Raw genomic sequence first — 25,379 nt, forward strand, 5'->3', positions numbered from 1 at the left:
CAAGCCTTCGCTTCAGGCGAAGGCAATGCTCCTGAATTCCAGATTGTCAGGTGTGCTGCCGCCGGGATCAGGCTGGCGCACATGAGGACTCACGCCACGACAAGCGGATCGGAGGTCCTGCTGGGCGTGATCGCGATCCGGCTCGCGGTGCTGGTCGTGGTGGGCTGGACCCTGACGCTGCTGCCGCGGCAGGCGCGCGATGACGACGCCGCTTGCTTTCCCTCGCCAGCAACGAGGGGCGACGCACAGGCGACGCCGACGAGCAGCCGACAAGCCAGCGATCCCGCCTTTGACGACATGCTCCGGCACGACTAGGGGACGAGCGCATCGCTGGGAGATGTGACGCGTGCCTTCATCGCTTCGCTCATGGGAAGCTGGAGGTTCTGTCCTTTCGGCGGGATTGGCGACTCGAACCATTTCGCATAGAGCTTGTCGAACGCGCCGGATGCCATTTTCTCCTTGATCGCGGTATCGACGAGAGCCTTGAATTCGGGATCCTCGCCGCGGGTCATCAGCCCGTAGTAGGACGGCGCATAGGTCGTCGCCAGCATACGGAAAGCCTTGGGATCGGAGGCGTTCGCGACGAGCCCGGCGAGCAGGATATCGTCCTCGAACCACGCCACGGCGCGGCCCGTTCCAAGCATGAGAAGCGACTCGGCGTGGTCCTTGGCCTGAACGATAGTCACATTCAGTTTCTGGTCGTCCAGAAACTTCCTGGCGACCGCGAAGTTCAGCGAGCCCTGCGTGATGACGACGGTCTGCCCGTCGATACCTTTCGGCTCCATCACCTGCGAGGAGGCAGACACCAGCCAGCGCGGCGATGCCACATACGTCGCGACGGAGAAAGAGACCTGCTTCTGCCGTTCGGCGGTGTTGGTCGTGCTGCCGCACTCGACGTCGATGGTCCCATTCTGGAGCAGCGGAATACGATTGGACGCATTCACCGGCACGTAGTCGATTTGCAGCGCAGACCTCTTTAACACTGCCTTGATCCTGTCAGCCACAGCGGAGCAGAGATCGAGCGAGAGGCCGGTCGGCTTCTGATCGGCCCCGAGATAAGCAAACGGAATTGAGGCCTCGCGGTAGCCAAACGTGACTTTTCCGACCTCCTTGATCTTTTCGAGGGTCTGGCTGGCCGCTTGCGCTGCTGGAATATCAAGCAGCGCAAGCGAGAGGGCGGCAATGGCAAGCGGCGGCGCGTGTTTGCGGATCATGTCAGCCTCCGGACTGTTGCTTAAGCGGCGGGATTTCGCGACAGCTCGTCGAGGCTTTCCCTCAAGGACCGATCCAGGATGTCGACGGCGCGGTCGATCTCCTCGATCGAGACGGTCAACGGGGGTGCGATGCGCCACACCGATCCGCGTTCGGGGCGGCGGCGGATGTTCATGCTCAGCCCGTATTCGAAGCACTTCTTCGTCGTCAGTCCGCCGAGCTGATGGGCCGCGCCCCGACTGTTGCGATCGGTGACCAGTTCGACGCCAAGCAGAAGGCCCATGCCCCTGATGTCGCCGATCTGTTCGTACTTCTGCTGGAGCCCCTCGAACCGGCCGCGCAGATAGGCGCCCATGACGTTGGCGCGTTCGACGAGCTTCTCCTCGGCGATCACACGCAGCACCGCGAGCCCGACCTCGGCGAGGAGAGGATCGGAGACGTGGCTGGTGTAGTAGGTGAAATGATCCTCGTGAAGCTTGCTTTCGATCGCCTCAGTGGTCGACACGGCCGCAAGCGGAAGCCCGCCTCCGAGCGTCTTGGACATGGTCATGATGTCAGGGACGACGCCGAAATATTCGGCTCCCGTCTTTTCGCCGATGCGCCCGAACGCCGTTTGGGCCTCGTCGAAGATCAGCAGCATGCCGCGCGCGTCGGCCGCCTTGCGCAGGGCCTCCATAAAGGCCTTCGGCGGCACCAGTACGCCGCCGGCGCTGATCACGGGCTCGGCGATGATCGCCGCACCCCGCCCGCTCGACTGCATGTCGAACATTTTTAACGCAAGCTCGAGATTGGCGAGCGCGGACGCTTCCTCGCTCCCCTTGTCGATGTAAGGCCGGTAAGCGTTGGGCTCCGGGATCACGTACACGCCGGGCGGCGGCACGCCATAGCCCTTGCGGTCGCTCGCCATCGAGACCGAGGCGGCCCCGCCGGTAATGCCGTGCCAGGAGCCGCCGAGGACGAGCACCTCGTAACCGCCGGTGTACATCTTGGCCATCCGGAGCGCGACTTCGGTCGCTTCCGAACCGGTGTTGATGAAGATCGAGCGCTTGAGGTCACCGGGCAGCCAGTCCTCAGCCAGCACCTGGGCAAGCTCGGCCACGACTTCCGGAATCATCCCGCTGAAGAGATGGAACGCCTTCTTGCCCGCCCTCTCCACCGCCGCAATGATCGCGGGATGATTGTGGCCAATGGTGGCGCACATCTGGCCGGAGGTGAAATCAAGATACTCGCGCCCGTCGCTGTCGGTGACGACGGTCCCCTTCGCGGAGGTGAAGAGGTTCGGGAATACGTCTCCGCCGTATCGGACCAGGAATTCGTCGGCGGCCTGTTTCAGCGCTGAAGTCATGCGTTCTCCTCGGCCGAGCGGCATTCGCCGCACGGCTGTGCGGCGCGGCGATGCGGATTGCGCTCGCCGGTCTTGGGGCGTTTTGGGACACGAAGCTGTTGCGTCAGGGCGTTCGCGGTACGAAAATTGCCTGATCAACACGGCAATTCGTATCGGGCAGACATGATGGGCGCCAATTCAAAAAATTCAGCAGCCGATGACGTAGAGTCAACGGACCGGCCGCGAATGCCCCCGCTCAAGGCGCTGTCGGCGTTCGAAGCGGCCTCGCGCCACGGCAGCTTCAGCCGCGCCGCCGAGGAGCTCGGCGTGACGCCCTCCGCAATCAGCCATCATATCCAGAAGCTCGAGGATTTCCTCGGCGTCCGCGTCTTTTCCCGACACGCCGGCCGCGCGGTGCTCACCAATGCAGGCCGCCTCTATGCCAGCGAGATCGAGCGCGCCTTCGGAACGATCATCGGCGCGACCAGGCTGGTGGCGCCGCAATCGCAGCGCAATCATCTCTTCATCGCGAGCGGCCCGAGCTTCGCCGCCAAATGGCTGCAGCCGCGGATCGGGAATTTCATCGGCCAGCATCCAGAGATCGGGATCAGGCTGTCGACCATCGCCGATTTGCGTGATCTCGAAACCATTCGCTTCGATCTTGCCATTGCCTATGGTCACCCTCCAACTCTCGACGGGAGGCAGGTCGAACCGCTGCTGGCCGAACGCCTGCGTCCGCTCTGCAGCCCGCAGCTGATCGAACAGCTTGGGCTTCGCGAGCCCGCTGATCTCGCCCGCGCCACCTTGATCCATTCCTCGAACGCACTGACCTGGACCGACTACTTGCGAAAGGTCGTCGGATCGACCATCAAGGCGCGCCACGAATTGTGGTTCGACCGGTCCACCATGGCCATCGACGCGGCAGCCGAAGGTCTTGGCGTCGTTCTGGAAAGCGAGATTCTCGCCGCCGAGGAGCTCGCCCGGGGCACGCTCGTTGCACCATTTCGCCAACCGGAGTTCGAAGTCGAAACGGTGTCCTATTATCTGGTGCGGTCTGCCGAAACCAAAGGCCGCAGCCATGTCGGCGCGTTCGAGACCTGGCTGCGCGCAAAGATTACAGCTGCGAATTTGCAGACGACAATGACGTAACGAGGGCTCACCTCGCAAAGCAGAGCCGCCATGTGTGCGCGCGATGGTATGACGCTCATGCTTGCGCTAATTTCGCACAAGGCCGCAGCGCTTAATCAGCGGCCAGCCGAGGAGCATATCGATGGAATACCGACGCTTGGGCCGCTCAGGCCTCATGGTGCCCGCCTTGAGTCTCGGGACCGGCACTTTCGGCGGCGTTGGCCGCCTTGCTGCGTGGGGCACGACGGACGCGACCGAGGCGCGGCGCCTTCTGGATATCTGCCTCGATGCCGGCGTCTCGATGTTCGACACCGCGAACGTCTATTCGCTCGGCGAGTCCGAGCGCGTTCTCGGCGAGGCCATCAAGGGCCGCCGCGACAAGGTGTTGGTCTCGACCAAGGTCACGTTCCGTTTCGGCGACGGCCCCAACGACATCGGATCGTCACGGCAGCATCTGCTCGCGGCCATCGACGCTTCGCTGAGCCGGCTCGGGACCGATTACATCGACCTGTTCCAGCTCCACGGCTTCGACGCCTTCACCCCGCCTGAAGAGGTGCTTGCGACCCTCGATGTGCTGGTGCGCGCCGGCAAGATCCGCTACGTCGGCGTCTCGAATTTTTCGGGTTGGCACCTGATGAAGTCGCTCACCGTCGCCGACAAGCACGGCTTTCCGCGTTACGTCGCCAATCAGACCTATTATTCCCTGATCGGGCGCGACTACGAATGGGAGCTGATGCCGCTTGGCCTCGACCAGGGACTCGGCGCCGTGGTCTGGTCGCCGCTCGGATGGGGGCGTCTCACCGGAAAGATCCGCCGCGGCCAGCCAAAGCCTGAGGTGAGCCGCCTGCCCAAGACGGCCGATTTCGGCCCGCCCGTGCCGGACGAGCACGTCTATCGTGTCGTCGACGCCATCGACGAGGTCGCGAAGGAAACGGGCAAGAGCGTCTCGCAGATCGCGCTCAACTGGCTGCTGCAGCGACCAACGGTCTCGACGCTGATCATCGGCGCGCGCAACGAGACGCAGCTGCGCGAAAATCTCGGCGCGGTCGGCTGGTCGTTGACCAAGGACCAGATCGCAAGGCTCGATGCGGCGAGCAAGGTGACGTTGCCCTATCCCTACTGGCACCAGCGGGGGACCTTCTCCGATCGCAATCCGCCGCCGGTGTAAAATCCGGTTCAATCGCTTTGAGGGCTGAGGGCCCGCGCAGGCGCTCCCGACCCATGCTTGCCGCGCCGGGCGGCCTGCCTTCCGGCCGGGAACCGTCCGTGTCCTGCCGGGTTGCGATCACTCCTGCAATTTCCTATTCGGAGACGAATCACGGCTCGAATCAAGCGCGCCTCCATGATGTCGACCGCCCCGATCGAGCATGCCGACGGCCTGCCGCAGCCGCAGCGCAACCAGGCGGTGCTGACCATTGCGCTCGGCATCATCATGGCGGTTGTCGACAGCGCCATCGCCAACGTCGCGCTGCCGACGATCGCGGCCGACCTCGACGCGAGCCCGGCGTTCTCGATCTGGATCGTCAACGGCTACCAGCTCGCGATCACGATCTCGCTCTTGCCGCTCGCTTCGCTCGGCGAGATCGTCGGCTACCGCCGCGTCTATCTGGTCGGGCTGGTGCTGTTCACGCTCGCGTCGGCCTTCTGCGCGCTGGCGCATACGCTGACGCTGCTGACGATCGCCCGCATCATCCAGGGTTTTGGCGCGGCCGGCATCATGAGCGTCAACGCGGCGTTGGTGCGCTTCACCTATCCGCGCAACCAGCTTGGCCGCGGCATCGGGCTCAACGCGCTCGTCGTCGCCTTCTCGGCCGCGGTCGGCCCAACGCTTGCCGCCGGCATCCTCGCGGCCGGAAGCTGGCCGTGGCTGTTCGCCATCAACGTGCCGCTCGGCGCGCTGACACTGGTGCTCGGCCTGCGCTGCCTGCCGCACACCAAACCCGCCAGCCATTCCTTCGACTGGCAGAGCGCGGGGCTGTCCGCGATCACCTTCGGCGTCGGCATCGCGGCCGTCGACAGCGTCGGTCATGGCGAGGCCGCGGTCACCTGCCTCGTGCAGTTCGCCATCGCCATTGCCGCCGGCGCGCTGCTGATCTGGCGCGAAACCCACATGGCCTCGCCGCTGCTGCCGGTCGATCTGTTGCGCATCCCGGTGTTCGCGCTGTCGATCGCGACCTCGATCGCCTCGTTCTGCGGGCAGATGCTGGCCTTCGTCGCCATCCCCTTCTACCTCCAGAGCCGCTTCGGCTATTCGGCGGTGCATATGGGCCTGTTGATCACGCCGTGGCCGATCGCACTGGCGTTCGCGGCGCCGCTCGCCGGCCGCCTGGTCGAGCATTATCCGGCCGGCCTGCTCGGCGGCATCGGGCTCACGCTATTTGCGTGTGGCCTCGGCGCGCTCGCCATCCTGCCGGAGGCCCCAACCCCGATCGACGTGATCTGGCGCATGGCGCTGGCCGGTGCCGGCTTCGGCCTGTTCCAGACCCCCAACAACCGGACCATGATTGCCGCTGCTCCGCGCGAACGCGCCGGCGGCGCCAGCGGCATGCTGGGCACGGCGCGGCTGCTCGGCCAGACCACGGGCGCGGCGCTGGTGGCGCTGTTCCTCGGCCGCTATCCGATCGAAGGAACCAGGATCGCGCTGCTCACCGGCGTCGGTTTCGCGCTCTGCGGCGCGGTGCTGAGCATGTTGCGGCTGTCGCCCGCGGGCGCGCGCGGCGCCGAGCAGGTCCGCGTGCAGGACGATCAGCGCCTGCGCGGCGAATAGCTAAGGACTGTCCAGGTTCCCGCTGTTCTCGTGCACAACCCGTGCGTGGCTTAACTATCCGGACCAATGACGTATTGCCCTCCCGCTCTGGTTGCGGTTCACTGGCGCGGGGAATAAGGGGCATTTCATGCGTTCATTGGGAATTGTGGCGCTCAGCGTCATGCTGGGCGGCTGCGCGTCTGTCACGCGCGGCACGACCGAAAATATCAGCATCTCATCGACACCGTCGGGCGTGGAAGCCGTCGTTAGCGGAATGGAGGTTCCGACCACCTGCACGACGCCCTGCTCGGTGGTCGTCAAGCGCAACGCCGACATCTCCATTGCCTTTCAGAAGGAAGGTTATGAGCCGCAGATCGTGCCCCTCAGCCGGGACATCCAGACCGGCGGAGCCGCCGGCTTTGCCGGCAATCTCCTGCTCGGCGGCGTCGTCGGCATGGGCGTCGATGCCGCGACGGGAGCGGCAACCGATCACAAGCCGAATCCGGTCATCGTGACGATGCAGCCGTCCGTCCCTGCCCGCGCGCGACCGCCCGCGCCGAGGAAACCGCGACAGCCTGCGGCGCCCGCACCTGACACCGGCACGTAGAACTCCGCGATTCGGACTACGCAAACAAAAAGGCCGGCTCTTCAGCCGGCCTTTTCAATTCATCGCGCCCGGGTCAAACCTTGACCAACGGACTCTTGGTCGGCCCCTTCGAACCGCCCGAGCCACCGCCCGGCTTGGACTTGCCCGGCGGACGCTTGCGGGCGCCAGGCAGCTTCTCCTGCTTCGGCGTGATCGGGCCGTCGAGGAACTCGAAGCCAATTTTGTCCTTGGTCTCGTCGGCCTCGTCCTTGACGAGGACGACACGGACGTGGCCGCCGCCCTTCAGCTTGCCGAACAGCACCTCGTCGGCCAGCGGCTTCTTGATGTGCTCCTGGATCACGCGAGCCATGGGACGTGCGCCCATCTGCTCGTCGTAACCATGCTGGACCAGCCAGGTCTTGGCGGCCTCGGACAGCTCGATGGTGACGTCGCGATCGCCGAGCTGCGCTTCGAGCTGAAGCACGAACTTCTCGACCACCGTGCCGATCACCTCGACGCTGAGATGGCCGAACGAGACGACGGCATCCAGACGGTTACGGAATTCCGGCGCGAACTGCCGGTTGATCGCCTCGTGGTCGTCGCCTTCCCGCTTCGAGCGCGTGAAGCCGAAGGCCTGCTTGGCGAGATCGGAGGCGCCGGCATTGGTGGTCATGATCAGGATCACGTTGCGGAAATTGACCTGCTTGCCGTTGTGGTCGGTGAGCCGGCCGTGATCCATGATCTGCAGCAGCACGTTGTAGAGGTCGGGATGCGCCTTCTCGATTTCGTCGAGCAGCACCACGCAATGCGGATGCTGGTCGACGCCGTCGGTGAGCAGGCCGCCCTGGTCGAAGCCGACATAACCGGGAGGTGCGCCGATCAGGCGCGACACGGTGTGCCGCTCCATGTATTCGGACATGTCGAAGCGCAACAGCTCGACGCCGAGCGACGCCGCGAGCTGTTTGGCGACCTCGGTCTTGCCGACGCCGGTCGGGCCTGAGAACAGGTAGCAGCCGATCGGCTTCTCCGGCTCGCGCAGGCCGGCACGCGCCAGCTTGATCGATGCGGCGAGCGATTCGATCGCCTTGTCCTGACCGAACACGGTGCGCTTCAGGGTCTGCTCGAGATGCTTGAGCACCTCTGCATCGTCCTTCGACACGCTCTTCGGCGGAATCCGCGCCATCGAGGCGATCGTGGTCTCGATCTCCTTGATGCCGATGGTCTTCTTGCGCTTGTTCTCGGCGACCAGCATCTGCGCCGCACCGGATTCGTCGATCACGTCGATCGCCTTATCCGGCAGCTTGCGGTCGTGGATATAGCGCGAGGAGAGCTGCACCGCGGCCTCGATGGCCTCGTTGGTGTATTTCAGCCGGTGGTAGTCCTCGAAGTACGGCTTGAGGCCCTTGAGGATCGCGATCGCGTCCTCGACCGTCGGCTCGTTGATGTCGATCTTCTGGAAACGCCGCACCAGCGCACGGTCCTTCTCGAAGTGCTGGCGATATTCCTTGTAGGTGGTCGAGCCCATGCAGCGGATCGTGCCCGAGGCGAGCGCGGGCTTGAGCAGGTTCGAGGCATCCATCGCCCCGCCCGAGGTCGCGCCGGCGCCGATCACGGTGTGGATCTCGTCGATGAACAGGATGGCGTTGGGATGCGCCTCGAGCTCCTTCAGCACCTGCTTCAGGCGCTCCTCGAAGTCGCCGCGATAGCGCGTGCCGGCGAGCAGCGTGCCCATGTCGAGCGAGAACACGGTGGCAGCCGCCAGCACCTCCGGCACCTCGCTGTCGACGATGCGCTTGGCAAGGCCCTCCGCGATCGCGGTCTTGCCGACACCGGCCTCGCCCACGAACAGCGGATTATTCTTCTGCCGGCGGCACAGCACCTGGATCGCCCGGTTGATCTCGGAATTGCGTCCGATCACCGGATCAATCTTGCCGTCGCGCGCCTTCTTGTTGAGGTTGACGCAATAGGTCTCGAGCGCCTCGCCCTTCTTCTTGGTGTCCTCGCTGCCCTTGGTCTCGGTCTCCTCGTCGACACCGCGCACGGGCCGCGCCTCGGAGACACCCGGCCGCTTGGCGATGCCGTGGCTGATGTAGTTGACGGCGTCGTAGCGCGTCATGTCCTGCTCCTGCAGGAAATACGCGGCATGGCTCTCGCGCTCGGCGAAGATCGCGATCAGCACGTTTGCGCCGGTCACCTCTTCGCGGCCGGACGACTGCACGTGGATCACCGCGCGCTGGATGACGCGCTGGAAGCCTGCGGTCGGCTTGGCGTCGTCGGCGCCGTCCGTCACCAGATTCTCGAATTCGGTCTCAAGATAATTGACGAGGCTCGTGCGGAGCTTGTCGAGGTCGACGCTACAGGCGCGCATGACGGCGGCTGCATCGGAGTCATCGATCAGGGAGAGCAAAAGATGCTCGAGCGTCGCGTATTGGTGATGACGCTCGTTTGCGATCGCCAGTGCACGATGCAGGGATTGTTCAAGGCTTTGAGAAAAAGTCGGCATTCGCGTCCTCTATGGCCCCCACCATCATGATCGTCATCGCCCGGTCAGGCAACAACAACCTTTGTCACATATAGGTATACTGGATCGCGGCGAAAGACCGGTTCCGCGACTCAGGCGGCTGCACAGCAGCGGTATTTTTCGATGCAAGACCCGTTCCGATTTGGGCGAGATCGGCGCCGGTGCAGAATTCCGTGGTTTTGCCGGCGCAACGGACAACGCGCGCAGACATCACGCGACGATCACACTGCGACATGCACAAGAACCGGCTTCGTACGCGCCGGAAGGTGTCTTACTTCTTTTCCATCACGCATTGCAGCGGATGCTGGTGCTTGCGGGCGAAATCCATCACCTGCGTCACCTTGGTCTCGGCGATCTCGTAGGTGAACACGCCGCACTCCCCGATCCCGTGATGATGGACGTGCAGCATGATCTTGGTCGCGGCCTCGGCGTCCTTCTGGAAGAATTTCTCCAGTACGTGGACGACGAATTCCATCGGCGTGTAATCGTCGTTCAGGATCAGCACGCGGTACAGGTTCGGCCGCTTGGTCTTCGGTTTGACCTTGGTGATGACGGACGTGTTTGGCGCGGAGGGACCGCCGGAACGGTTCTCGTCGTTGCTCATCCGGGGAGCGTGGGCGGCGGCCGCCGCGGACAGGTCGAGTTTGGAAGACAGTTGCGGCATGGCTCAGGCGTTCAAATTCCCCACGGAAGCGTATGACGGTTCACCGCGCAGCCCGGCCTTCGGAGCTTCGCACAGGCGCGCCGCCTTGTTGGATCGCCGCCTCCAACCGGTCCGGTCCAGGCCAGATCGGCTTCACCGAATATGGGCCTGCCCCCGCCCCACCGCAAGCATGCCACGGCTCGACCGATGCGGCCGCGACGGTCCCGATTCCCGGTCCGGCGATCCCAGCCAAGGTTAATCAATCCGGACCGATTTGACAAAAACTTCCGGCCCGCCTGTTTAGAACGTGTTGACCAGGAACCCGGCCGTTACACGGCTGCGACGGTTTCGCGCGGGATACCTCCGGTTTTCTACGGTCCAATTTACCCGGCGTTCAATGGCGTGGCGCGAAATCCGGCAAAGTAACAGATTCGGGGATCGTCATGTTTCGCCTGCCCGTCGTCAGCCGTATAGGGCAACAGCTCGCCCGGTTTGCAGCGGCCGAACAAGGCAATATCGCCGTGATCTTCGCCATTGCGCTGGTCCCGGTATTGACCTTCGTCGGAGCCGCGGTCGATTACAGCCGCGCAGTCCAGGCCCGTACCTCGATGCAGTCGGCCCTCGATTCCACTGCGCTGATGGTCTCCAAAGACCTGTCGTCCGGCACCATCACGACGTCGCAGATCAATACCAAGGCGCAAAGCTATTTCAACGCCCTGTTCACCGCCACCAACTCCCTGCCGTCGGTCACCGTCGCGGCCACCTACACCGCGAGCACCAGCATGGGCTCAACGATCCAGGTCACCGGTACCGGCACCTACACGACCAGCTTCATGAAGATCGCCGGCTTCCCGACGCTCGACGTCGGCGCCGATTCAACCAGCGCCTGGGGCCTGGTGCGCATGCGCGTGGCCCTGGTGCTCGACAACACGGGGTCGATGGCGCAGGACGGCAAGATGGCCGCGATGCAGACGGCCGCGAAGAACCTGGTCGACCAGCTCAGCGCGCTCGCCAAGACCAGCGGCGACGTCTACATCTCGGTCGTTCCGTTTGCCAAGGACGTCAACGTCGGCGCCAGCAATTACAGCAAGTACTGGGTCGATTTCAGTGACTGGGACGCGGCCAACGGCACGTGCAACTCGCGCAACAACTGGGGACAATGCACCAGTTGGACACCGGCCAACCACAACACCTGGACAGGGTGCGTGGTCGATCGCGACCAGGATTACGACACCAAGAACACGACGCCCACGAGCGGCAATGTGGGGACGCTATTCCCCGCCGACCAGTACTCCTACTGCAACACGAGCAGTTCGTCCTATCTGCAGCCGATCATGCCGCTGAGCTACGACTGGAGCTCGCTCAAGAGCCGGATCGACGACATGAAACCCACCGGTAACACCAACCAGGGCATCGGCCTCGCCTGGGGCTGGCTGACACTGTCGGCCGGCGATCCCATGAACGCGCCGGCCAAGGACCCCAACTATACCTACAAGGAGGCCATCGTGCTGCTCTCCGACGGTCTGAACACGCAGAACCGCTGGTACAGCAATGCCTCGCAGATCGACGCGCGGCAGAAGAAGCTGTGCGACAATGCCAAGGCGGCGAACATCACGATCTATACGGTGCAGGTGAACACCGGGAGCGACCCGACCTCCGGCGTGCTGCAATATTGCGCGAGCGGCACCGACAAGTTCTATCTGGTGACGTCGGCGAGCCAGACCGTTTCGGTGTTCAAGGACATCGGCACGTCGCTGTCGAAGCTGCGCGTGGCTCGCTGAGACCTGCTCGCCGCATCCGACAAAAAAAGCCCGGCTGGTTCAGCCGGGCTTTTTCATTACAGGACGTACGGGAAAAGTTAGTTGGCAGCCGGGGTGAACTTCGACACGACGGTCTCGACCGGCTTGAACGCCTGCTTGGCGAGGTCACTGTAGAGGCCGGCGATTTTCTGCGATTCCGCAACGAAGGTCTCGTAGGCGGAGCGGGCGAACTCGGTCTGCGCTTCCACGGCCTTGTCCAGCGACTTCACGCCGGAAAGCTTCTCGACGAAGGACTTGGTGTCTTCGAAAGACTTCTTGGTGTAGTCGCCATAGGCGCTGGCGATCGCCTGCAGGCCATGCTGCACCGAGGTCGCGGAGGCAACGTACGTCTCCAAGTGCTCTTTCCCGTAGTTCTGAAAGTCTTCAACCTTGAACATTTCGGATCCTTTTCCCTGGCTCTCATCGGGAAGCTCCGGGCTCCCTGACTCTGCACACAATTAGTGCAACGCACAAAAAAGTCAAGAATTTTGTGCGCCGCACAAAATTACATTCAAGTCGCGGAGATTCCCGAGGTTTCCCGCAAGGGTTCCTTAAGCTTTTGGAAACCCCAGACCCCTACCCTGATTCCCTGGACGTGTTCAGCTTCCGCAGGCGGCCAAAGCCGTTTGAGAACATCACCTTAGCCAGAACAGCGGTTCAGGCCCAACGTCCCTCGCGGCGAACACCAGCGGAGGGACAGCCTGAACAGGTAATGATCCCGGGTCCAGTGGGCACAATTTCGCCTCACGAGCCGGTGATCAAGTCAGAAACGGGGACGGGGTTCCATGCTTCGTAACAACTTGTCTTCCTCGCGCTTGGCGCGGGTCGGCGTTTTCGGGCTGCTTACGGTCACCACCGCAGTCATGTTCACCACCGATGCTGCCGAGGCGCGGCGCCATCGGTCTCGTCACTATGCGCACCATCGGGTGCAGCGCGATGTGTCCGAGAGCTCAAGCCCGAAATTCGCGTCGATCATCGTCGACGGCAATTCCGGCGCGGTGCTTCAGTCGAACAGTCCGGACGGGATCCGTCATCCCGCCTCGCTCACCAAGATCATGACGCTCTATCTGCTGTTCGAGCGTTTGGAATCCAGCAGGATGAAGCTCGACACCGAGATGCCGGTGTCGCAGCACGCCGCTGATCAGGATCCGACCAAGCTCAACCTGCGTGCCGGCCAGACCATCCGCGTCGAGGATGCGATCAAGGGTCTCGTCACCCGCTCTGCCAACGACGCGGCCGTGGTGATTGCGGAAGCGATCGGCGGCGACGAGGACGATTTCGCCCAGATGATGACGCGCAAGGCGCGCTCGCTTGGCATGTCGAAGACGGTGTACCGCAACGCCAACGGCCTTCCCAACGACGAGCAGGTCACGACCGCGCGCGACCAGGCTACGCTCGGCCGCGCCATCCAGGAGCGCTTCCCGCGCTACTATCGCTATTTTGCGACCTCGACGTTCAACTGGCGCGGACAATCGATCCGGAACCACAATCACCTGCTCGGTAATGTCGAGGGCGTGGACGGCATCAAGACCGGCTACACCCGCGCTTCCGGCTTCAATCTGGTGACCTCGATGCGCCGCGGCAACCGCCACCTGATCGGCGTGGTGCTGGGCGGCCGCAGCGGCGGCTCGCGCGACGCCATCATGCGCAATCTGCTCGCGGAGAACCTCGACAAGGCCGCGACCACCCACACCGTCGCCGCTGTCACCGAGCGCAACGGCTCTGACGCCGCAGCCGAGGTCGCCGATGCGTCGGATACCCCGGCCCGTTCCGCTCCGCAGGTTCAGGCCGCTTCTGCCTCTGCTCCCGAAGCAGCTCCGTCGCGCCTCGCAGCGCGCCTGTCGGCGCTTGCTGCTGCGACGGCCGCAATGCCGCCGGCTCAGCCCAAATCTGACGCCAACAAGCCTGAAGTTCGGCCGACTGAATCCAAGATCGAGCCCGCGCCGCTCACCAGCGGCGTGATCTCGAGCCAGCCGCTCTCCATCATCCCCGGCTCGTCCGAGCCGATGAAGCCGGTCCGGGTCAAGACCGTTCAGGTCAAGGCCGGCGCCGTGAAGGTCGCCTCCGCCGCCCCGGCTCAGGTCGCACCGCAGGTCACGAGCACGATTGCGGCCCGCTCCGACGTCGCCGAAACCTCGGGCGCTGTCGTCGCCCGGGCGGACCTCATCAACAAGCCCGAGATCGTCAGCCAACCGGAAGCGTCGAAGGCCGAGATCGCCCGTACCGAGCTGCCACGGCAGCCGGCGGGCTTCGGCACCGGCAACGGCATCCTCGGCGTATTGCCGGCCGCAACCGCCGCTGCGCCCGCCCCGGCTGTTGCGAGGCTCGCTTCAGCCGACCCGGCGCCGCAGCCGATCCAGATGAGCGCCACCACCAGACCGGTCGTCACCCACAGCGGCTGGATCGTGCAGGTCGGCGCGCTCGAGAGCGAGAACGAAGCCCAGCAGCGCATCGACGCGGCGCGCAGCTCGGCCCGCGGCCTGCTCAGCAAGGCCGACCCGTTCACCGAGGTCGTCGCGAAAGACAATCGCAAGCTCTACCGCGCCCGCTTCGCCGGGCTCGAGCGCGACCAGGCCGAAGCCGTCTGCCGGACCCTGAAGCGCGCCGAGATCTCCTGCATCACCGTCCGCAACTGATCTTTGGTAGGACCGCAAAATGCCCGCGCCTTGCGCGGGCATTTTGTTTTTGGGGAGGCGGTGTTGACGAGGCTGTTCCACGACAACCTCTCGTCAAGGATTTACGGTTAAAACTTTACCCAAGGGATCGACCACGCCGACAATGGCGGGCATCGGGGCGACGGCAAACAGAGCGAGCGGGGCTCACACGGGACGAGCGTTTGTAGCGTGGTGCCGGAGTTAGCCGTTATGCGTACGAAGCAGAGTATCCTTGGCCTCGTTTACACGGGCAGCGAGATACGTCGAGCCCCCCTGGTCGGGATGCAGTTTCTTCATCAGGGACTTGTGAGCCCGGCTGATGTCGTCACGCCCCGCCCCCGGCTGCAAGCCAAGGATCTGATAGGCCTCCTCCGTCGTCATTTTGCCGCTCGCCACCGTGCGGCGCTGCCCCCCTGCCGCGTTGCCCTGCGCGTTCTGACGCCAAGCGGGAAACCGGCGGTCCAGATAGCTTTCAAGTAAGGCCACGCTCTCGGCGTCAAACGCCGGGACCATTGCCAGCAGGGCAGCGAGATCGAACTCGTCGAGATCGCGCCCGGCGTGAGGCCCGGCGACGATCCGGCCTCCGAGCTGACCAGACTCGTGGTCGAGCCGCATATCCAGGAACTGCGAGCGCACGCGCGAGGCCTGACCGGCCGGGCGCGTCGTACCCCCGCCGAACAGGCCGCCGATATTGCCGAAGCCGGCGTTTGCCAGCGGTGTCCAGCCCAGCAGCCCTGCGCCGAAGATCCCAAGCGGGATCGCCACCGCCAGTTCCCCCCGTAAGCCCGTGAAGGCTGCGACAGCCAGCGCCACCACGCCGCCACCGAACCTGATCGCGCGCGCCAGCACCGCCGGATTGGCGGCACGGAACATCTGGAGCAGCAGATAAAGGGTGATAATGGCGACAACGCCGGCGATCAGGGTCATGGCCGGAATATAGGCGGCCTGTCGTCAAAAAGCATGGTGTCCTTGTCGCGCGTACAGAGCGCGCCGGCGCTACTTCATCTGGCCGATCAGCCTGGCCGCGCCGCCGGTCGTCTTCGCCAGTTGCAACAGCGCCTCGCGTCCGCCGGCGGCGTAGGCGGCGGCTGCGCGCAACAATTCGCGCAACTGCGCCGCCGCGCCCGGATCGAACCGGCACCAGGCGCCGCCAGTCAGGCGCGCGATCTCGCGAAAGGCCTGCTCGGCGACGGCGTCATGGCCTTCCTGAAACACGAACACAGGCACCTTGAGCATGCCGAGCTCGCCGGCCTTGGCGCAGAGCTCGTCGACCTTCTCCTCCATGGCGTCGCCGACGAAGACAACGGCGCGCACGCCGGATGCGACCGCCTCGCGCCGCGCCTCGCTCAGCACCTTGCCGATCTGGGTGTCGCCGCCGCGGCAATCGATCTTGCTCATCAGCGTCGCAAGCCTGGCGCTGTCGGAGATCCATCCCGTGGCGCGGCACTCGTTGAAGCCGCGATAGTAAACGAGCCGGATGTCGAGACTGCCGAGCGTGGCGGTCTCGCGGAACATGTCGGCCTGAAGCGCGCAGGCCATGTCCCAGGTCGGCTGCCGGCTCAGCGTCGCATCCAGCGCGAAGATCAGCCGGCCTTTCGCACCGGGAGCATGCGGTGACAGCGCACGCGCCTTGGCGACGAAGGCGGCGATGTCCTCCGAGGTCGACGTCACCGCCTGCGGCACCGCACCGCCTGGTTTGGCCGAGACGGCATCGCGGCCGCGCGGTTTGATGGGTTCGCCCGGCATCGCTTGACCCTGCGTGAGCGGCTAATGTGGTCAGCGCGTGCAGCCCGGTCAATGTGCAAAGCCCCCCGCAGGCGGACGCTGGCAGAGGGCTTTGAAATCGGTACCGGACGATGAGGGAGACGTCAGCGAGACGACGTCAGCTTTTGGCGGGCGCCATCAGAGCGACCGGGCCGGGCTCGAGAATCTTGGGCGGGGACGATTGCGTGTCGACAGGCGCCACCTCGCTGTCAGTCGCGCTCAGGAACTTGTCGAGCATGCCCTGGATCGAGTTCTTGGCCACATCCGGACCGGTATCCCGCATGTCGTTGTGCTGGAATTCGGTCTTCACGACCTGGATGCCGGCCTTCTCGCATTCCTCGTCGGTCGGGATCACGCCCGCATCGGTCTTGAACTGCGGATCCTGGGAGCGGAAAGACAGGATCTTGAACTTGCCGGCGGTGACGAAGGGCACACGCAGATTGTCGAGCGTGACGACCTTCTTGACCTCATCCGGATATTGCTTGGCGAAATACATCGTGATGTCGCCGCCCATGGAGTGGCCGACCATCGTCACCTTGTCGTAGTCGGCGTTGGGCTGAACCTTCCTCATCTCCTGCATGGCGAGATGAATGTTGGCGACGCCACGCAGGATCTGCGGCAGCCGGCCGACATAGATCTCGCCGGGCTTGGTCACCATCGGAGGATCGGTCGGCAAATCATGCTGCGGGCTGACGACGAGATAGCCGCGCGCAGCGAAAATGTTGGCGAGGAAGCCGTACTCGGTGTTCTTGACGGTGTTGCCGTGGTTGATCACGGCGACCGGCATCGTGATCATGCCGGCATTGGCCTGCATTTCCTTGTCGCGACGGATCGCGATATCGACAGGCACCGGACGGTTGTCGCGCGAGGCGTCGTAGAAGGTGATGGTCTCGTGCCTGATCGCCCACTTGCTCGCCGTGAAATAGGCGACGCCGCAGAGGGCACTGACCGAAACCAGAACGGCAATTCCACGCTTCATTTTCGTCCTCAGCCTCAGGCTCTTGCGGCCTGAATCCCTGTTGAAAATCGTGTTCTTCCGGGGCTCTTCGGCCCCTGGTCGCCTATTCCCTAATATATGTCACAGGCGCGTGACAGGAAGGCCAAATATTGTGAACCGGCAGCCCTTTCATTGTGCGTCGCACACGTTTCTTGGGCACCCGCTTTCCTACGGCTACGTCAGGGTGCAAGTCACCATCCGACGCAACCGGTCTCCATTGGGTTCAATTTCGCAGTAAACACGGGGTGAAAACGGCCGAGCGCGGGCCCGGTTCCCGCGGGGACCGGCCGCTCTGATCGACTGGAAGTAGCGATATACCGCTGACTCAAGCGCCGAGGATGTCGTGGACCTCGAGGGGCTTGTCGACCTGATTGAACCACTCGGCGCGATTGGCCGCGCGGCGGCGGCCGCGCTCGTCGAGCGGAAGCTTGAGCTGGCGGAGCAGGCTCGTCACCTCCTCCCGCGCGGTCAGATGGCCGAGATTGGGCCGCATGCCGAGCGTGGCCTCGTCGATGTCGTCCAGCGCGGTCAGGCCGCGCGGGAAGAACTCGCGATAGACGACGCGTTCGGCGAAGCCGTCGACGTAGCGGAAGCCGAGCCGCAGCGACAGATCCTTCAATCCCTCGGCAACGAGCTGCTTGTTGCGGGAGCCGAGCATCGACAGGCGGTTGCGCACCACGATCCAGTCTGTGGTCGCGCCGTCGAGCTGACGGCGCTTGCGCCTGACATCGCGCACCATCTCGGCGTAGTGGCTCTCACCCGTCACCGCGTAGTTGGCGGGATCGACGGTACCGAGCACATCGAAATCGAGGAAGCTGTCGTTGATCGGGGTCACCAGCGTGTCCGCCATCGAGTGCGCTAGCCGCATCAAATAGCTGTCGGTGCCGGGCGTATCGATGACAATGAAGTCGAAGCTGCTCTCGACCGCCGAGACCGCTTCCATGAACTGCTGGAACTCGGAATTCTCATTCTCGGCGATCTGCATGGTCTCGCCGAGCTTGATGCAGCGATGCACCGGCAGTTCGAGGTCGAGCTTGGTGCGGCGGGCCCAAGCGGAACGGTTGTTGATGTAGTGAGTAAAGCTCTGCTGACGGCAGTCGAGGTCGATGGTAGCGACGCGCTGGCCGGCTTTCAGAAGCGCGACCGCGATGTGCAGGGCGCTGGTCGACTTACCGGAGCCCCCCTTCTCGTTGCCGAGCACGACCACATGCGCCGAGCCGGACTGGCCTTGGCTAGCTTGCACAAGCATCGCGATCCTCAACACCCCTGACGAATATCTTCGAGTTGGCCGCGTCTGCGGTCAAGTGAAATGCGTGACAGGTCACGCAAATCGCAGCGCGCCGTCCTTCATCATGAATCGCTGCGCCGCTTCACGTCTGTGATCCAGCCCACAATGTCGCGACATCCTCCGCGGCTTTGCGCGGGATGCTGTGGCGCATCCGGATGCATGGCGTCCACGGTCGCTGCTTGTTAAGGTTAGCCGGCCGGGCGCCGAGCCGCACCAGCGCCAATTCCCAACCCTGCCGAGTCCCGATGCCACGCAGCCCCTTGATCGCCCGCACCGTCCCAGCGCTCCGACGCGCCGTCGACAATCTTCGCAAGCGAAAGGCCACGATCGCGCTGGTCCCGACCATGGGGGCGCTCCATGACGGCCATGTGTCGCTGGTGCGCCTGGCCAGGCGCCGCGCGAGCCGCGTCGTGGTGTCGATCTTCGTCAACCCGACCCAGTTCGCGCCGACCGAGGATTTTGGCGCTTATCCGCGAACCTGGAAGGCCGATATCGCCAAGCTCGCAGCCGAGGACGTCGATATCGTCTGGCACCCCGGCGCCGAGGCCATGTATCCGGAGGGCTTTGCGACCCGCATCGTGCCGGAGGGACCGGCGCTGGCCGGCCTCGAGGACAGCTTCCGCCCGCATTTCTTCGGCGGCGTCGCGACCGTCGTCGGCAAGCTGTTCACGCAGTGCCGGCCGGACGTCGCGATCTTCGGCGAGAAGGATTTCCAGCAGTTGCGGGTGGTGACGCAGATGGCTGGCGATCTCGATCTCGGCGTCAAGGTGATCGGCTCGCGCACCGTGCGCGAGCGCGACGGGCTCGCGATGTCCTCGCGCAACGTCTACCTCTCGCCCGAGGAGCGGCAGACCGCGACGGTGCTCTACCGCGCCATGAAGGACAGTGCCGGCCGCATCCGCGCCGGCGAAGCGATCGCACCCGCGATGGCGCGCGGTGCCGGATTGATCACGGCGGCAGGCTTTGCGCTCGACTATTTCGAGGTGCGCCATGCCGCGACGCTGGCGCCGGTCACCTCGCGCAAGGACGGCCCCTTGCGCATCCTGGTCGCGGCCAAGCTCGGCACGACCCGGCTAATCGACAATATCGCGGTGTAACCGCCAAGGTTGAGCTTGCACGTACGCTCGCCCGGATGGATGATCGGCGCGAGGAAACGAGCCGACTGGCAGAGCATGTCATCGATCCGCAGGACGATCGTGAGCGGCGCGCTGGCGCTGGTGGCCATAGGCGCCGCGCAGGCACAGCAGCGTCCGCCGATCGGCCTCTTCGGTTCGCCGCCCGACGCCATGATCTTCTACGTCGCCCATGGTCCGGCCGATTCCTGCGGGCCAGGGTGCTCGGACTGGATCGCCGCCGAAGGGGCCGTGCAGTGGGACAGCTACAAGCGGCTGATCGCGATCGTCGACCGGCAGGCCGGACGCAAGCTGCCTGTCGTGATCCATAGCTGGGGCGTCTCCAATCTCAAGGTCGCGAGCAGCCTCGGCCGCATCCTGCGCGACCGCGGCCTCGACGCCACGGTCGGGACGACCGAGGTCGCGGCCTGTGCCGAGAAAGCGGACGCCGAATGCTTCACGCTGAAGCGTCCGGGCGGACCGCTCGATGCAAGGCTGTCGGTGTCGAACCTGATTTGCGATTTCGCCTGCGTGCTCACGCTGGCGGGGGGCGTCCATCGCAGCCTGCCGCAGGCCGCGAAGGTGGTGCTGAGCGGCCGCTCCGTCCGCAACCGGCTCGCGCCCAACATCCCGGCCGAGCAGCGCGAGAGCCTCACGGAGTATTTTGGCGAACAGCACCGGAAATATCTGAACGAGATGGGCATCGCCCCCGATCTCATCGACATCGTGGATGGCATCGGCGAAGGCGGGCGGCCGGTCGTCATACCGCCGTCCGACTGGGCGCGGCTGCACATCGTGACGCCCCAGCCGTAGCGGCTACAACAGCCCGAGATCACGCAGCTCGCGCCGCATCGGCTCCGGCATCGCCGCGATCGAGCCGGCGGCGGATTTGCCGAGGTCGGACGGCACGGAATCGTCGGCGAGATAGCGCCAGCCCTGGAACGGGCGCATCGGCCGCGGCGACACCGAGATCACCTTCGGCTGCATCACGATCCGGCAGCGTCCGATGCCGTCCTTGTCGCGGAACGGCTCGATGCCGATGATCTTTTCGCGCGCGGCGACCTCGCCCTTGATCACCCAATAGAGCGATCCGCCCGACAGGATCTCGGCGTCGCGCTTGGGAACCATGCGGGTGATGTGGATGTGGTGTTGCGGCAGACCCTTCTTCTTGGCGGTCTGCATCCGTTCGGCGATCCACCCCTTCAATTCCTTGACGGAGTCGCAGCCGACGGCGAGCTTGATCAGATGGAGTGGCATGCCCGAGCATTAGCCGGGCAGCCACGCATTTGGAATGCCGATCTATTCGTTATCCGCAGCCGCGGGAGCCGAGGCCGGCGGCGGCGCGAGCGGAACCGGTGGCGCTGCCGGGGCCCGCGCGGCCTTCGGTGCGGGCGGCTTCTTCGCAGCCGGCGCCGCGGGCGCTGCCGCCTGCGCCGAGGTCGCGGCGGGTGCGCGTGGAGCCGGCGCGGCATTGGCCGCGGGCGCCGCCTGGCGCGTCGCCGCCGTCGGCGGCTCTGGATTCATGATGCTCACCGGCGGCGTCGACGAGGCGCTCGGGAACTCCGCATTGGTCGGCTTGCCCGTCGGCATCGCGGGCGGCAATCCGGCAAGTGCAGCAGTGGCAGGCATCGCCGACGCCGTTGCGGGCGCGTTCCAGCTCGGCGCATACCGCGCGACCAGCGTGTCGTAGAGATGGGAATCCATGTTGGCGGCGACCTGCTGCTGATCGGTCAGCGAGCGGAAGGCGGCGCAGTCGAACTGCGTGCAGCCGTCACGCGCGACCAGCACCTGCGCGACGAGGCCGTAGCGATCGCGCTCCAGCGATTTGCGCAGCACCTTCATGTCGAGCGTCAGGCCTTTATCGGCGGTCGCGGCATCGCCAAGCGCGGTCAACCGGTCGATCCTGACAGCGGTGTAGGCGACGGCGGCGGCGGCGGCGTCAGGCGCGCCGAACAGCGCCTTCTCGCAGCCAAGGGCCACGACATCGCCGGCGAGATCGTCGAGACAGGACAGCGCCGGCAGGCTTGCGATGACCGCGGCTTGCGCGCGGGCTTCAGTCGGGGCTGCCTGCCCCGCAGGTCCATAGACGCGCATGGTGGCGGCCGCCGCGACGGCAATGGCGAGCAGTGTAATGACGGTCAGCGCGCCGTTGGCGACCGATCTCTCGGCGCGCAGCAGCGTGATCAGGAGGATCAGTCCGAAGAAGCCGGCAGCCGCCAGCGTCATCCACATCGGGAAGGCCGGCGAGCGCCAGATTTGGTCGAGCGACGAGGCCCATGCCCAGTTCATGCGCGACGTCCCTTCACGCGAGCAGAGAGCGAATGGTCAAAGCGAGCACCGCGAACCGGCAACCGCCCCCGGCCCACCTTGGGAAGGTGAAGCGGGCCTTTTAACGGCGAGCGGAGCAAATTCGTCCGTCACGTCGATGCGGCGCCGTCATCTATCAGGATTGGGCGAGCTGGCTTTCTTTTGCGACGCGCTCGAACGCTTCGGTCGAGCTCTTGATGCGGTATTGGCAGTCGTCGCCATCCGTCGGCAGAAGGCGGATGATTTCATAGCTGCCGCTGGCAGCCGGGCGCGCAACATTGCTGGCTGTGAACAATACGCGCGTGCCGATCGGAAATTTATGCTTCAACGCCCTCTCCATGACTCAAACAGCGCCTGCCGTGCCCAGGGTCCCACTGCGACGGCCGACTGAAAACCCACCGCTCTATAGCACGCGTTTGTCCGTTTTGGCTAGCAGTATACAGGCATGGCAAACGCCCCAATCCGGTAGCGTTTTCAGGACGATACCGGGAAACTTACCCGCCGATGATACCGCTGGAACTCGGCCCTCTCAGGCGGTATGGGGCAACCGGCCGTCGGGGCTGGCATGGTCCACCGCCTTGGGCAATTCCTGCGCCAGGATCTGCCCGAGCTGGTCGACCGGAATGTTATAGCGGGCGGCGAGCTGGCGGACGGTGTCGTTGCCCAGCACCGCGCGGAGCTGGTCGGCCGAGATCGGCAGGTTCTGGCCGTTGCCGAGCCAGGATTTGACCTGATCGCCAAACCCGGACTGCTGGAGTTTTGCAACGATGGCGCTGAGGCCGCCCTGATTGTTGCTGCCAAGCACCTCGTTCAGCACGGCCGGCAAGACCGTGGCGCCGAGCTGGCCGAGCGCGCTGCGAAGCGCGGGGTTGTTTTCCAACGAGTCCAGGATTCCCATGACTATGCCTCTCCCAAGCCGTAGCTCCTCCGCGATTGAGCGCCGCCGGCTTGCACATCGTCAAGCGTCGCCCCATCACAATTGCGGGTTACACGTTCTCGAACCGCGCGATGACAAGCGTTTCGGCAAGTCCGTCGCGGGTCCATTCCTGGAACGCCGGCAGCGCCATCATCGTGTCCATGTAGGCCTTGCTTTCCGCCGCGACGTCGATCGCGTAGGTGCGGAAGCGATGCACGACCGGGGCATACATCGCATCCGCCGCGCCGAAGCGGCCGAACAGGAACGGTCCCTTGGCGCCGTAGCGCGCGCGGCACTCGCGCCAGATCTCCTCGATGCGCGCAACGTTGGCCCTGGCGTCCGCCGACAGCGTCACGGCGCCGACCGGCCGGTGCAGGTTCATGCCGCATTCGTTGCGCAAGGCCATGAAGCCGGAATGCATCTCGGCGCACACCGAACGGGCATGCGCGCGGGCGGCGACATCGTCGGGCCACAGCTTCTTTTCCGGATAGCGCTCGGCGATGTATTCGATGATCGCGAGCGAATCCCACACCGTGATGTCGCCGTCGACCAGCACCGGCACCTTGCCGGCGCGGCTGAAGGACAGGATCTGCTCCTTGTCCCCGGGATTGTCGGTGTAGAGCGGGATGACGGTTTCCACGAACGGGATGTCGCTCGCGCGAAGCGCGAGCCAGGGCCGCATCGACCATGACGAGTAGTTCTTGTTGCCGATTGCGAGTTTCAGCGCAGCCATGTCATCAATCCTTCCCGAGACGTCTCGAAGCGGGCTGCTTTTAACGCCATCGCCTGCCGTCAATCAATCGTTGCCGCACCCGGCCATGCGTGGCAATCGTTGCGCTCCTTGCGAGGAGACAGACATGAGCAGGCATTGGATCGACATCACCGCCGTCGGCTTCTTCATCATCGAATGGCTGGTCTATGCCGCGACGCTGGAACATTCGGCCTATGGCCGCGACAGCCTGTCGGCACGGATGAACCGCTATCGCGAAGTCTGGGTCCGCCGCCTGCTCGACCGCGAGGCACGCATGGTCGACATGCAGATCATGGCCTCGCTCCAGAACGGCACCGCCTTCTTTGCCTCCACCAGCCTGTTCGCGCTCGGCGGCGCATTGGCACTGCTGCATGCCACCAACGACGCCATCACCATTCTGGGTAAGCTGCCGATCGACCTCAGCACCTCGCCCGCGATGTGGGAGCTGAAATGCGTCGGCCTGGTGCTGATCTGCGTCTACGCCTTCTTCAAGTTCGCCTGGGCCTATCGCCTGTTCAACTATGTCGCGATCCTGTTCGGCGCCATGCCGCTCGCCTCCCAGCGCGATACGCAAGCAGCCGAAGCCCATGTCATCCGGACCACGCGCGTCTTCGAGTCGGCCGGCCGCCATTTCAACCGCGGCCAGCGCGCCTTCTTCTTCGCGCTCGGCTATCTCGGCTGGTTCGTCAGCCCCTGGGTGCTGTTCGTGACCACGGCAGCCGTGGTGATCGTAACCTGGCGGCGGCAATTCGCGTCGAGCGCGTGGGAGGCGATGGCACCGGATGTAGTTGCGGCTGGTAACCAGACGAAGCGCGGTCATTGAAGCACGCGTGTCCCGGACAAGCTGCAACGCGCAAGCGTTGCGGCGCGGAGACGTGGGCCCCGGCTCTGCAGCGCACCGCTGAAGGAGCGCTGCGCTGCGTCCGGGGCACGAGAGTGGAGCGTGACGCGCACTCTCTCCACATCGTGATTGCGAGGAGCCCTTGCGACGAAGCAATCCAGAATCGCTCCGTGGAAAGATTCTGGATTGCTTCGCTGCGCTCGCAATGGCGGAGCGACGGCTGCGTGCTCCAAATAACACTGTCATTCCTCGCGAAGGCGGGGAATCCAGTACGCTGCGGCCTTTCGGATCAATCACAATCGCCTCTGGATACTGGATCGCCCGGTCAAGCCGGGCGAAGACAGCGCGTGAATGGTCGCGGACACAGCTTCGCGTTCTCGCAACAGATTTCGCCCGAGCTTTGCTTCGTCTCTACTCTCTTGCCACCCTCTTGATCCAAGAGGGCGCAGGGAAGGCCGGGTGCTGACCTCGCACCCACGGTCCGCTGCGCGAAAAGCACACGCAGGAAAACCGCACAGCAGCATACAGGTGGTGCCAATCACTCGGCCTTCCCTGCGCAGTGGCTTTACGGCTTATGCCGTGCTCTCCCGGGAGCCGAGTTCCTGCTGGCCTCCCTCGCCCTCACGAAAGTCACGGCACCGCGCCGGTTGACGCAAATGCCGCCTCCGCAAAGGCTTGACCGTAGCAACGACGGCCAGGACCACACGGTTTTGCCGTACGCACAGCCCGCCATTTCGCCACAGGGTCCGACGGCGTTGTGCACATTGCCATCGACCCCAAGGCGAGACGA

The 25,379-nt window shown here is 64.6% G+C and carries 24 protein-coding genes; 10 read left to right on the forward strand and 14 right to left on the reverse strand.

All coding sequences use genetic code 11. The features are described 5' to 3' along the window. Window positions 1-81: 81 nt before the first annotated feature. Window positions 82-315, forward strand: a complete 234-nt coding sequence (locus IVB31_RS11520) for a hypothetical protein (protein ID WP_247321909.1) — start codon at window positions 82-84, stop codon at window positions 313-315. On the opposite strand, the gene IVB31_RS11525 is transcribed toward IVB31_RS11520, so the two are convergent. After that, window positions 312-1,214 carry an amino acid ABC transporter substrate-binding protein gene (locus tag IVB31_RS11525; protein WP_247321910.1) on the reverse strand — a complete coding sequence of 301 codons (903 nt, stop codon included), beginning with the start codon at window positions 1,212-1,214 and terminating at the stop codon, window positions 312-314. The two genes, IVB31_RS11520 and IVB31_RS11525, sit on opposite strands and share 4 nt — an antisense overlap. A gap of 20 nt (window positions 1,215-1,234) precedes the next feature. Beyond that, on the reverse strand, window positions 1,235-2,557 hold the full coding sequence (locus tag IVB31_RS11530) for an aspartate aminotransferase family protein (protein WP_247321911.1): 1,323 nt from the start codon (window positions 2,555-2,557) through the stop codon (window positions 1,235-1,237). A 225-nt stretch (window positions 2,558-2,782) separates the two neighbouring features. On the opposite strand from IVB31_RS11530, the gene gcvA reads away from it, so the two are divergent. The 4 genes from gcvA to IVB31_RS11550 all read left to right on the forward strand — a co-directional run bounded on the left by gcvA (window position 2,783) and on the right by IVB31_RS11550 (window position 7,017). After that, window positions 2,783-3,685, forward strand: a complete 903-nt coding sequence (gene gcvA, locus IVB31_RS11535; RefSeq protein ID WP_247321913.1) for a transcriptional regulator GcvA — start codon at window positions 2,783-2,785, stop codon at window positions 3,683-3,685. 121 nt (window positions 3,686-3,806) lie between these two features. Then, the gene (locus tag IVB31_RS11540) at window positions 3,807-4,832 is read left to right on the forward strand and encodes an aldo/keto reductase (RefSeq protein WP_247321915.1); all 1,026 of its coding nucleotides are present in this window, start codon (window positions 3,807-3,809) and stop codon (window positions 4,830-4,832) included. A gap of 177 nt (window positions 4,833-5,009) precedes the next feature. Next, on the forward strand, window positions 5,010-6,431 hold the full coding sequence (locus IVB31_RS11545) for an MFS transporter (protein ID WP_247322124.1): 1,422 nt from the start codon (window positions 5,010-5,012) through the stop codon (window positions 6,429-6,431). Between the two features lie 127 nt (window positions 6,432-6,558). Next, the gene (locus tag IVB31_RS11550; RefSeq protein ID WP_247321926.1) at window positions 6,559-7,017 is read left to right on the forward strand and encodes a PEGA domain-containing protein; all 459 of its coding nucleotides are present in this window, start codon (window positions 6,559-6,561) and stop codon (window positions 7,015-7,017) included. Window positions 7,018-7,090: 73 nt separating this feature from the next. On the opposite strand, the gene clpA is transcribed toward IVB31_RS11550, so the two are convergent. Both clpA and clpS read right to left on the reverse strand, forming a co-directional pair. Next, window positions 7,091-9,499, reverse strand: coding sequence for an ATP-dependent Clp protease ATP-binding subunit ClpA (clpA, locus tag IVB31_RS11555; protein WP_247321929.1), 2,409 nt, complete (start codon window positions 9,497-9,499; stop codon window positions 7,091-7,093). Window positions 9,500-9,788: 289 nt separating this feature from the next. Further along, window positions 9,789-10,121 (reverse strand): ATP-dependent Clp protease adapter ClpS, encoded by a 333-nt coding sequence (clpS, locus tag IVB31_RS11560; protein ID WP_018455182.1) that lies wholly within the window; start codon window positions 10,119-10,121, stop codon window positions 9,789-9,791. A gap of 482 nt (window positions 10,122-10,603) precedes the next feature. On the opposite strand from clpS, the gene IVB31_RS11565 reads away from it, so the two are divergent. Further along, entirely contained in the window at window positions 10,604-11,941 is a 1,338-nt protein-coding gene (locus tag IVB31_RS11565) for a pilus assembly protein (RefSeq protein WP_247321931.1), read from the forward strand. Between the two features lie 77 nt (window positions 11,942-12,018). On the opposite strand, the gene IVB31_RS11570 is transcribed toward IVB31_RS11565, so the two are convergent. Then, on the reverse strand, window positions 12,019-12,357 hold the full coding sequence (locus tag IVB31_RS11570) for a phasin family protein (RefSeq protein WP_247321932.1): 339 nt from the start codon (window positions 12,355-12,357) through the stop codon (window positions 12,019-12,021). A 387-nt stretch (window positions 12,358-12,744) separates the two neighbouring features. Between IVB31_RS11570 and IVB31_RS11575 the strand changes: the two genes are divergently transcribed. After that, window positions 12,745-14,595: a D-alanyl-D-alanine carboxypeptidase gene (locus IVB31_RS11575; RefSeq protein ID WP_247321934.1), complete on the forward strand. Its 1,851-nt coding sequence runs from the start codon at window positions 12,745-12,747 to the stop codon at window positions 14,593-14,595. 219 nt (window positions 14,596-14,814) lie between these two features. On the opposite strand, the gene IVB31_RS11580 is transcribed toward IVB31_RS11575, so the two are convergent. The 4 genes from IVB31_RS11580 to IVB31_RS11595 form a co-directional block, all read right to left on the reverse strand. Continuing rightward, window positions 14,815-15,540: a DnaJ domain-containing protein gene (locus tag IVB31_RS11580; RefSeq protein WP_247321937.1), complete on the reverse strand. Its 726-nt coding sequence runs from the start codon at window positions 15,538-15,540 to the stop codon at window positions 14,815-14,817. Window positions 15,541-15,609: 69 nt separating this feature from the next. Further along, window positions 15,610-16,359, reverse strand: coding sequence for a VWA domain-containing protein (locus IVB31_RS11585; RefSeq protein WP_247321938.1), 750 nt, complete (start codon window positions 16,357-16,359; stop codon window positions 15,610-15,612). Window positions 16,360-16,495: 136 nt separating this feature from the next. Next, on the reverse strand, window positions 16,496-17,356 hold the full coding sequence (locus tag IVB31_RS11590) for an alpha/beta fold hydrolase (RefSeq protein WP_247321940.1): 861 nt from the start codon (window positions 17,354-17,356) through the stop codon (window positions 16,496-16,498). 343 nt (window positions 17,357-17,699) lie between these two features. Further along, complete coding sequence (locus tag IVB31_RS11595; protein ID WP_247321942.1) at window positions 17,700-18,623, reverse strand: division plane positioning ATPase MipZ; 924 nt, start codon at window positions 18,621-18,623, stop codon at window positions 17,700-17,702. Window positions 18,624-18,907: 284 nt separating this feature from the next. On the opposite strand from IVB31_RS11595, the gene panC reads away from it, so the two are divergent. Both panC and IVB31_RS11605 read left to right on the forward strand, forming a co-directional pair. Then, window positions 18,908-19,759: a pantoate--beta-alanine ligase gene (gene panC / locus IVB31_RS11600; RefSeq protein WP_247321945.1), complete on the forward strand. Its 852-nt coding sequence runs from the start codon at window positions 18,908-18,910 to the stop codon at window positions 19,757-19,759. Window positions 19,760-19,834: 75 nt separating this feature from the next. After that, entirely contained in the window at window positions 19,835-20,587 is a 753-nt protein-coding gene (locus tag IVB31_RS11605) for a hypothetical protein (protein ID WP_247321947.1), read from the forward strand. Window positions 20,588-20,590: 3 nt separating this feature from the next. On the opposite strand, the gene IVB31_RS11610 is transcribed toward IVB31_RS11605, so the two are convergent. From IVB31_RS11610 to IVB31_RS11630, 5 genes are all read right to left on the reverse strand, one after another. Next, window positions 20,591-21,031 carry a DUF1489 domain-containing protein gene (locus tag IVB31_RS11610; protein WP_247321949.1) on the reverse strand — a complete coding sequence of 147 codons (441 nt, stop codon included), beginning with the start codon at window positions 21,029-21,031 and terminating at the stop codon, window positions 20,591-20,593. A 42-nt stretch (window positions 21,032-21,073) separates the two neighbouring features. Beyond that, window positions 21,074-22,063, reverse strand: coding sequence for a hypothetical protein (locus IVB31_RS11615; RefSeq protein WP_247321951.1), 990 nt, complete (start codon window positions 22,061-22,063; stop codon window positions 21,074-21,076). Between the two features lie 154 nt (window positions 22,064-22,217). After that, the gene (locus IVB31_RS11620; protein WP_092030261.1) at window positions 22,218-22,421 is read right to left on the reverse strand and encodes a hypothetical protein; all 204 of its coding nucleotides are present in this window, start codon (window positions 22,419-22,421) and stop codon (window positions 22,218-22,220) included. Window positions 22,422-22,610: 189 nt separating this feature from the next. Then, complete coding sequence (locus IVB31_RS11625) at window positions 22,611-22,979, reverse strand: YidB family protein (RefSeq protein WP_247321954.1); 369 nt, start codon at window positions 22,977-22,979, stop codon at window positions 22,611-22,613. Between the two features lie 88 nt (window positions 22,980-23,067). After that, the gene (locus IVB31_RS11630) at window positions 23,068-23,730 is read right to left on the reverse strand and encodes a glutathione S-transferase family protein (protein WP_247321955.1); all 663 of its coding nucleotides are present in this window, start codon (window positions 23,728-23,730) and stop codon (window positions 23,068-23,070) included. A 124-nt stretch (window positions 23,731-23,854) separates the two neighbouring features. On the opposite strand from IVB31_RS11630, the gene IVB31_RS11635 reads away from it, so the two are divergent. After that, complete coding sequence (locus IVB31_RS11635) at window positions 23,855-24,571, forward strand: DUF599 domain-containing protein (RefSeq protein WP_247321957.1); 717 nt, start codon at window positions 23,855-23,857, stop codon at window positions 24,569-24,571. The last annotated feature ends 808 nt before the right edge of the window (window positions 24,572-25,379 follow it).

The organism is Bradyrhizobium sp. 21 (genome assembly GCF_023073335.1).
In the GTDB taxonomy this organism is placed as follows: domain Bacteria; phylum Pseudomonadota; class Alphaproteobacteria; order Rhizobiales; family Xanthobacteraceae; genus Bradyrhizobium.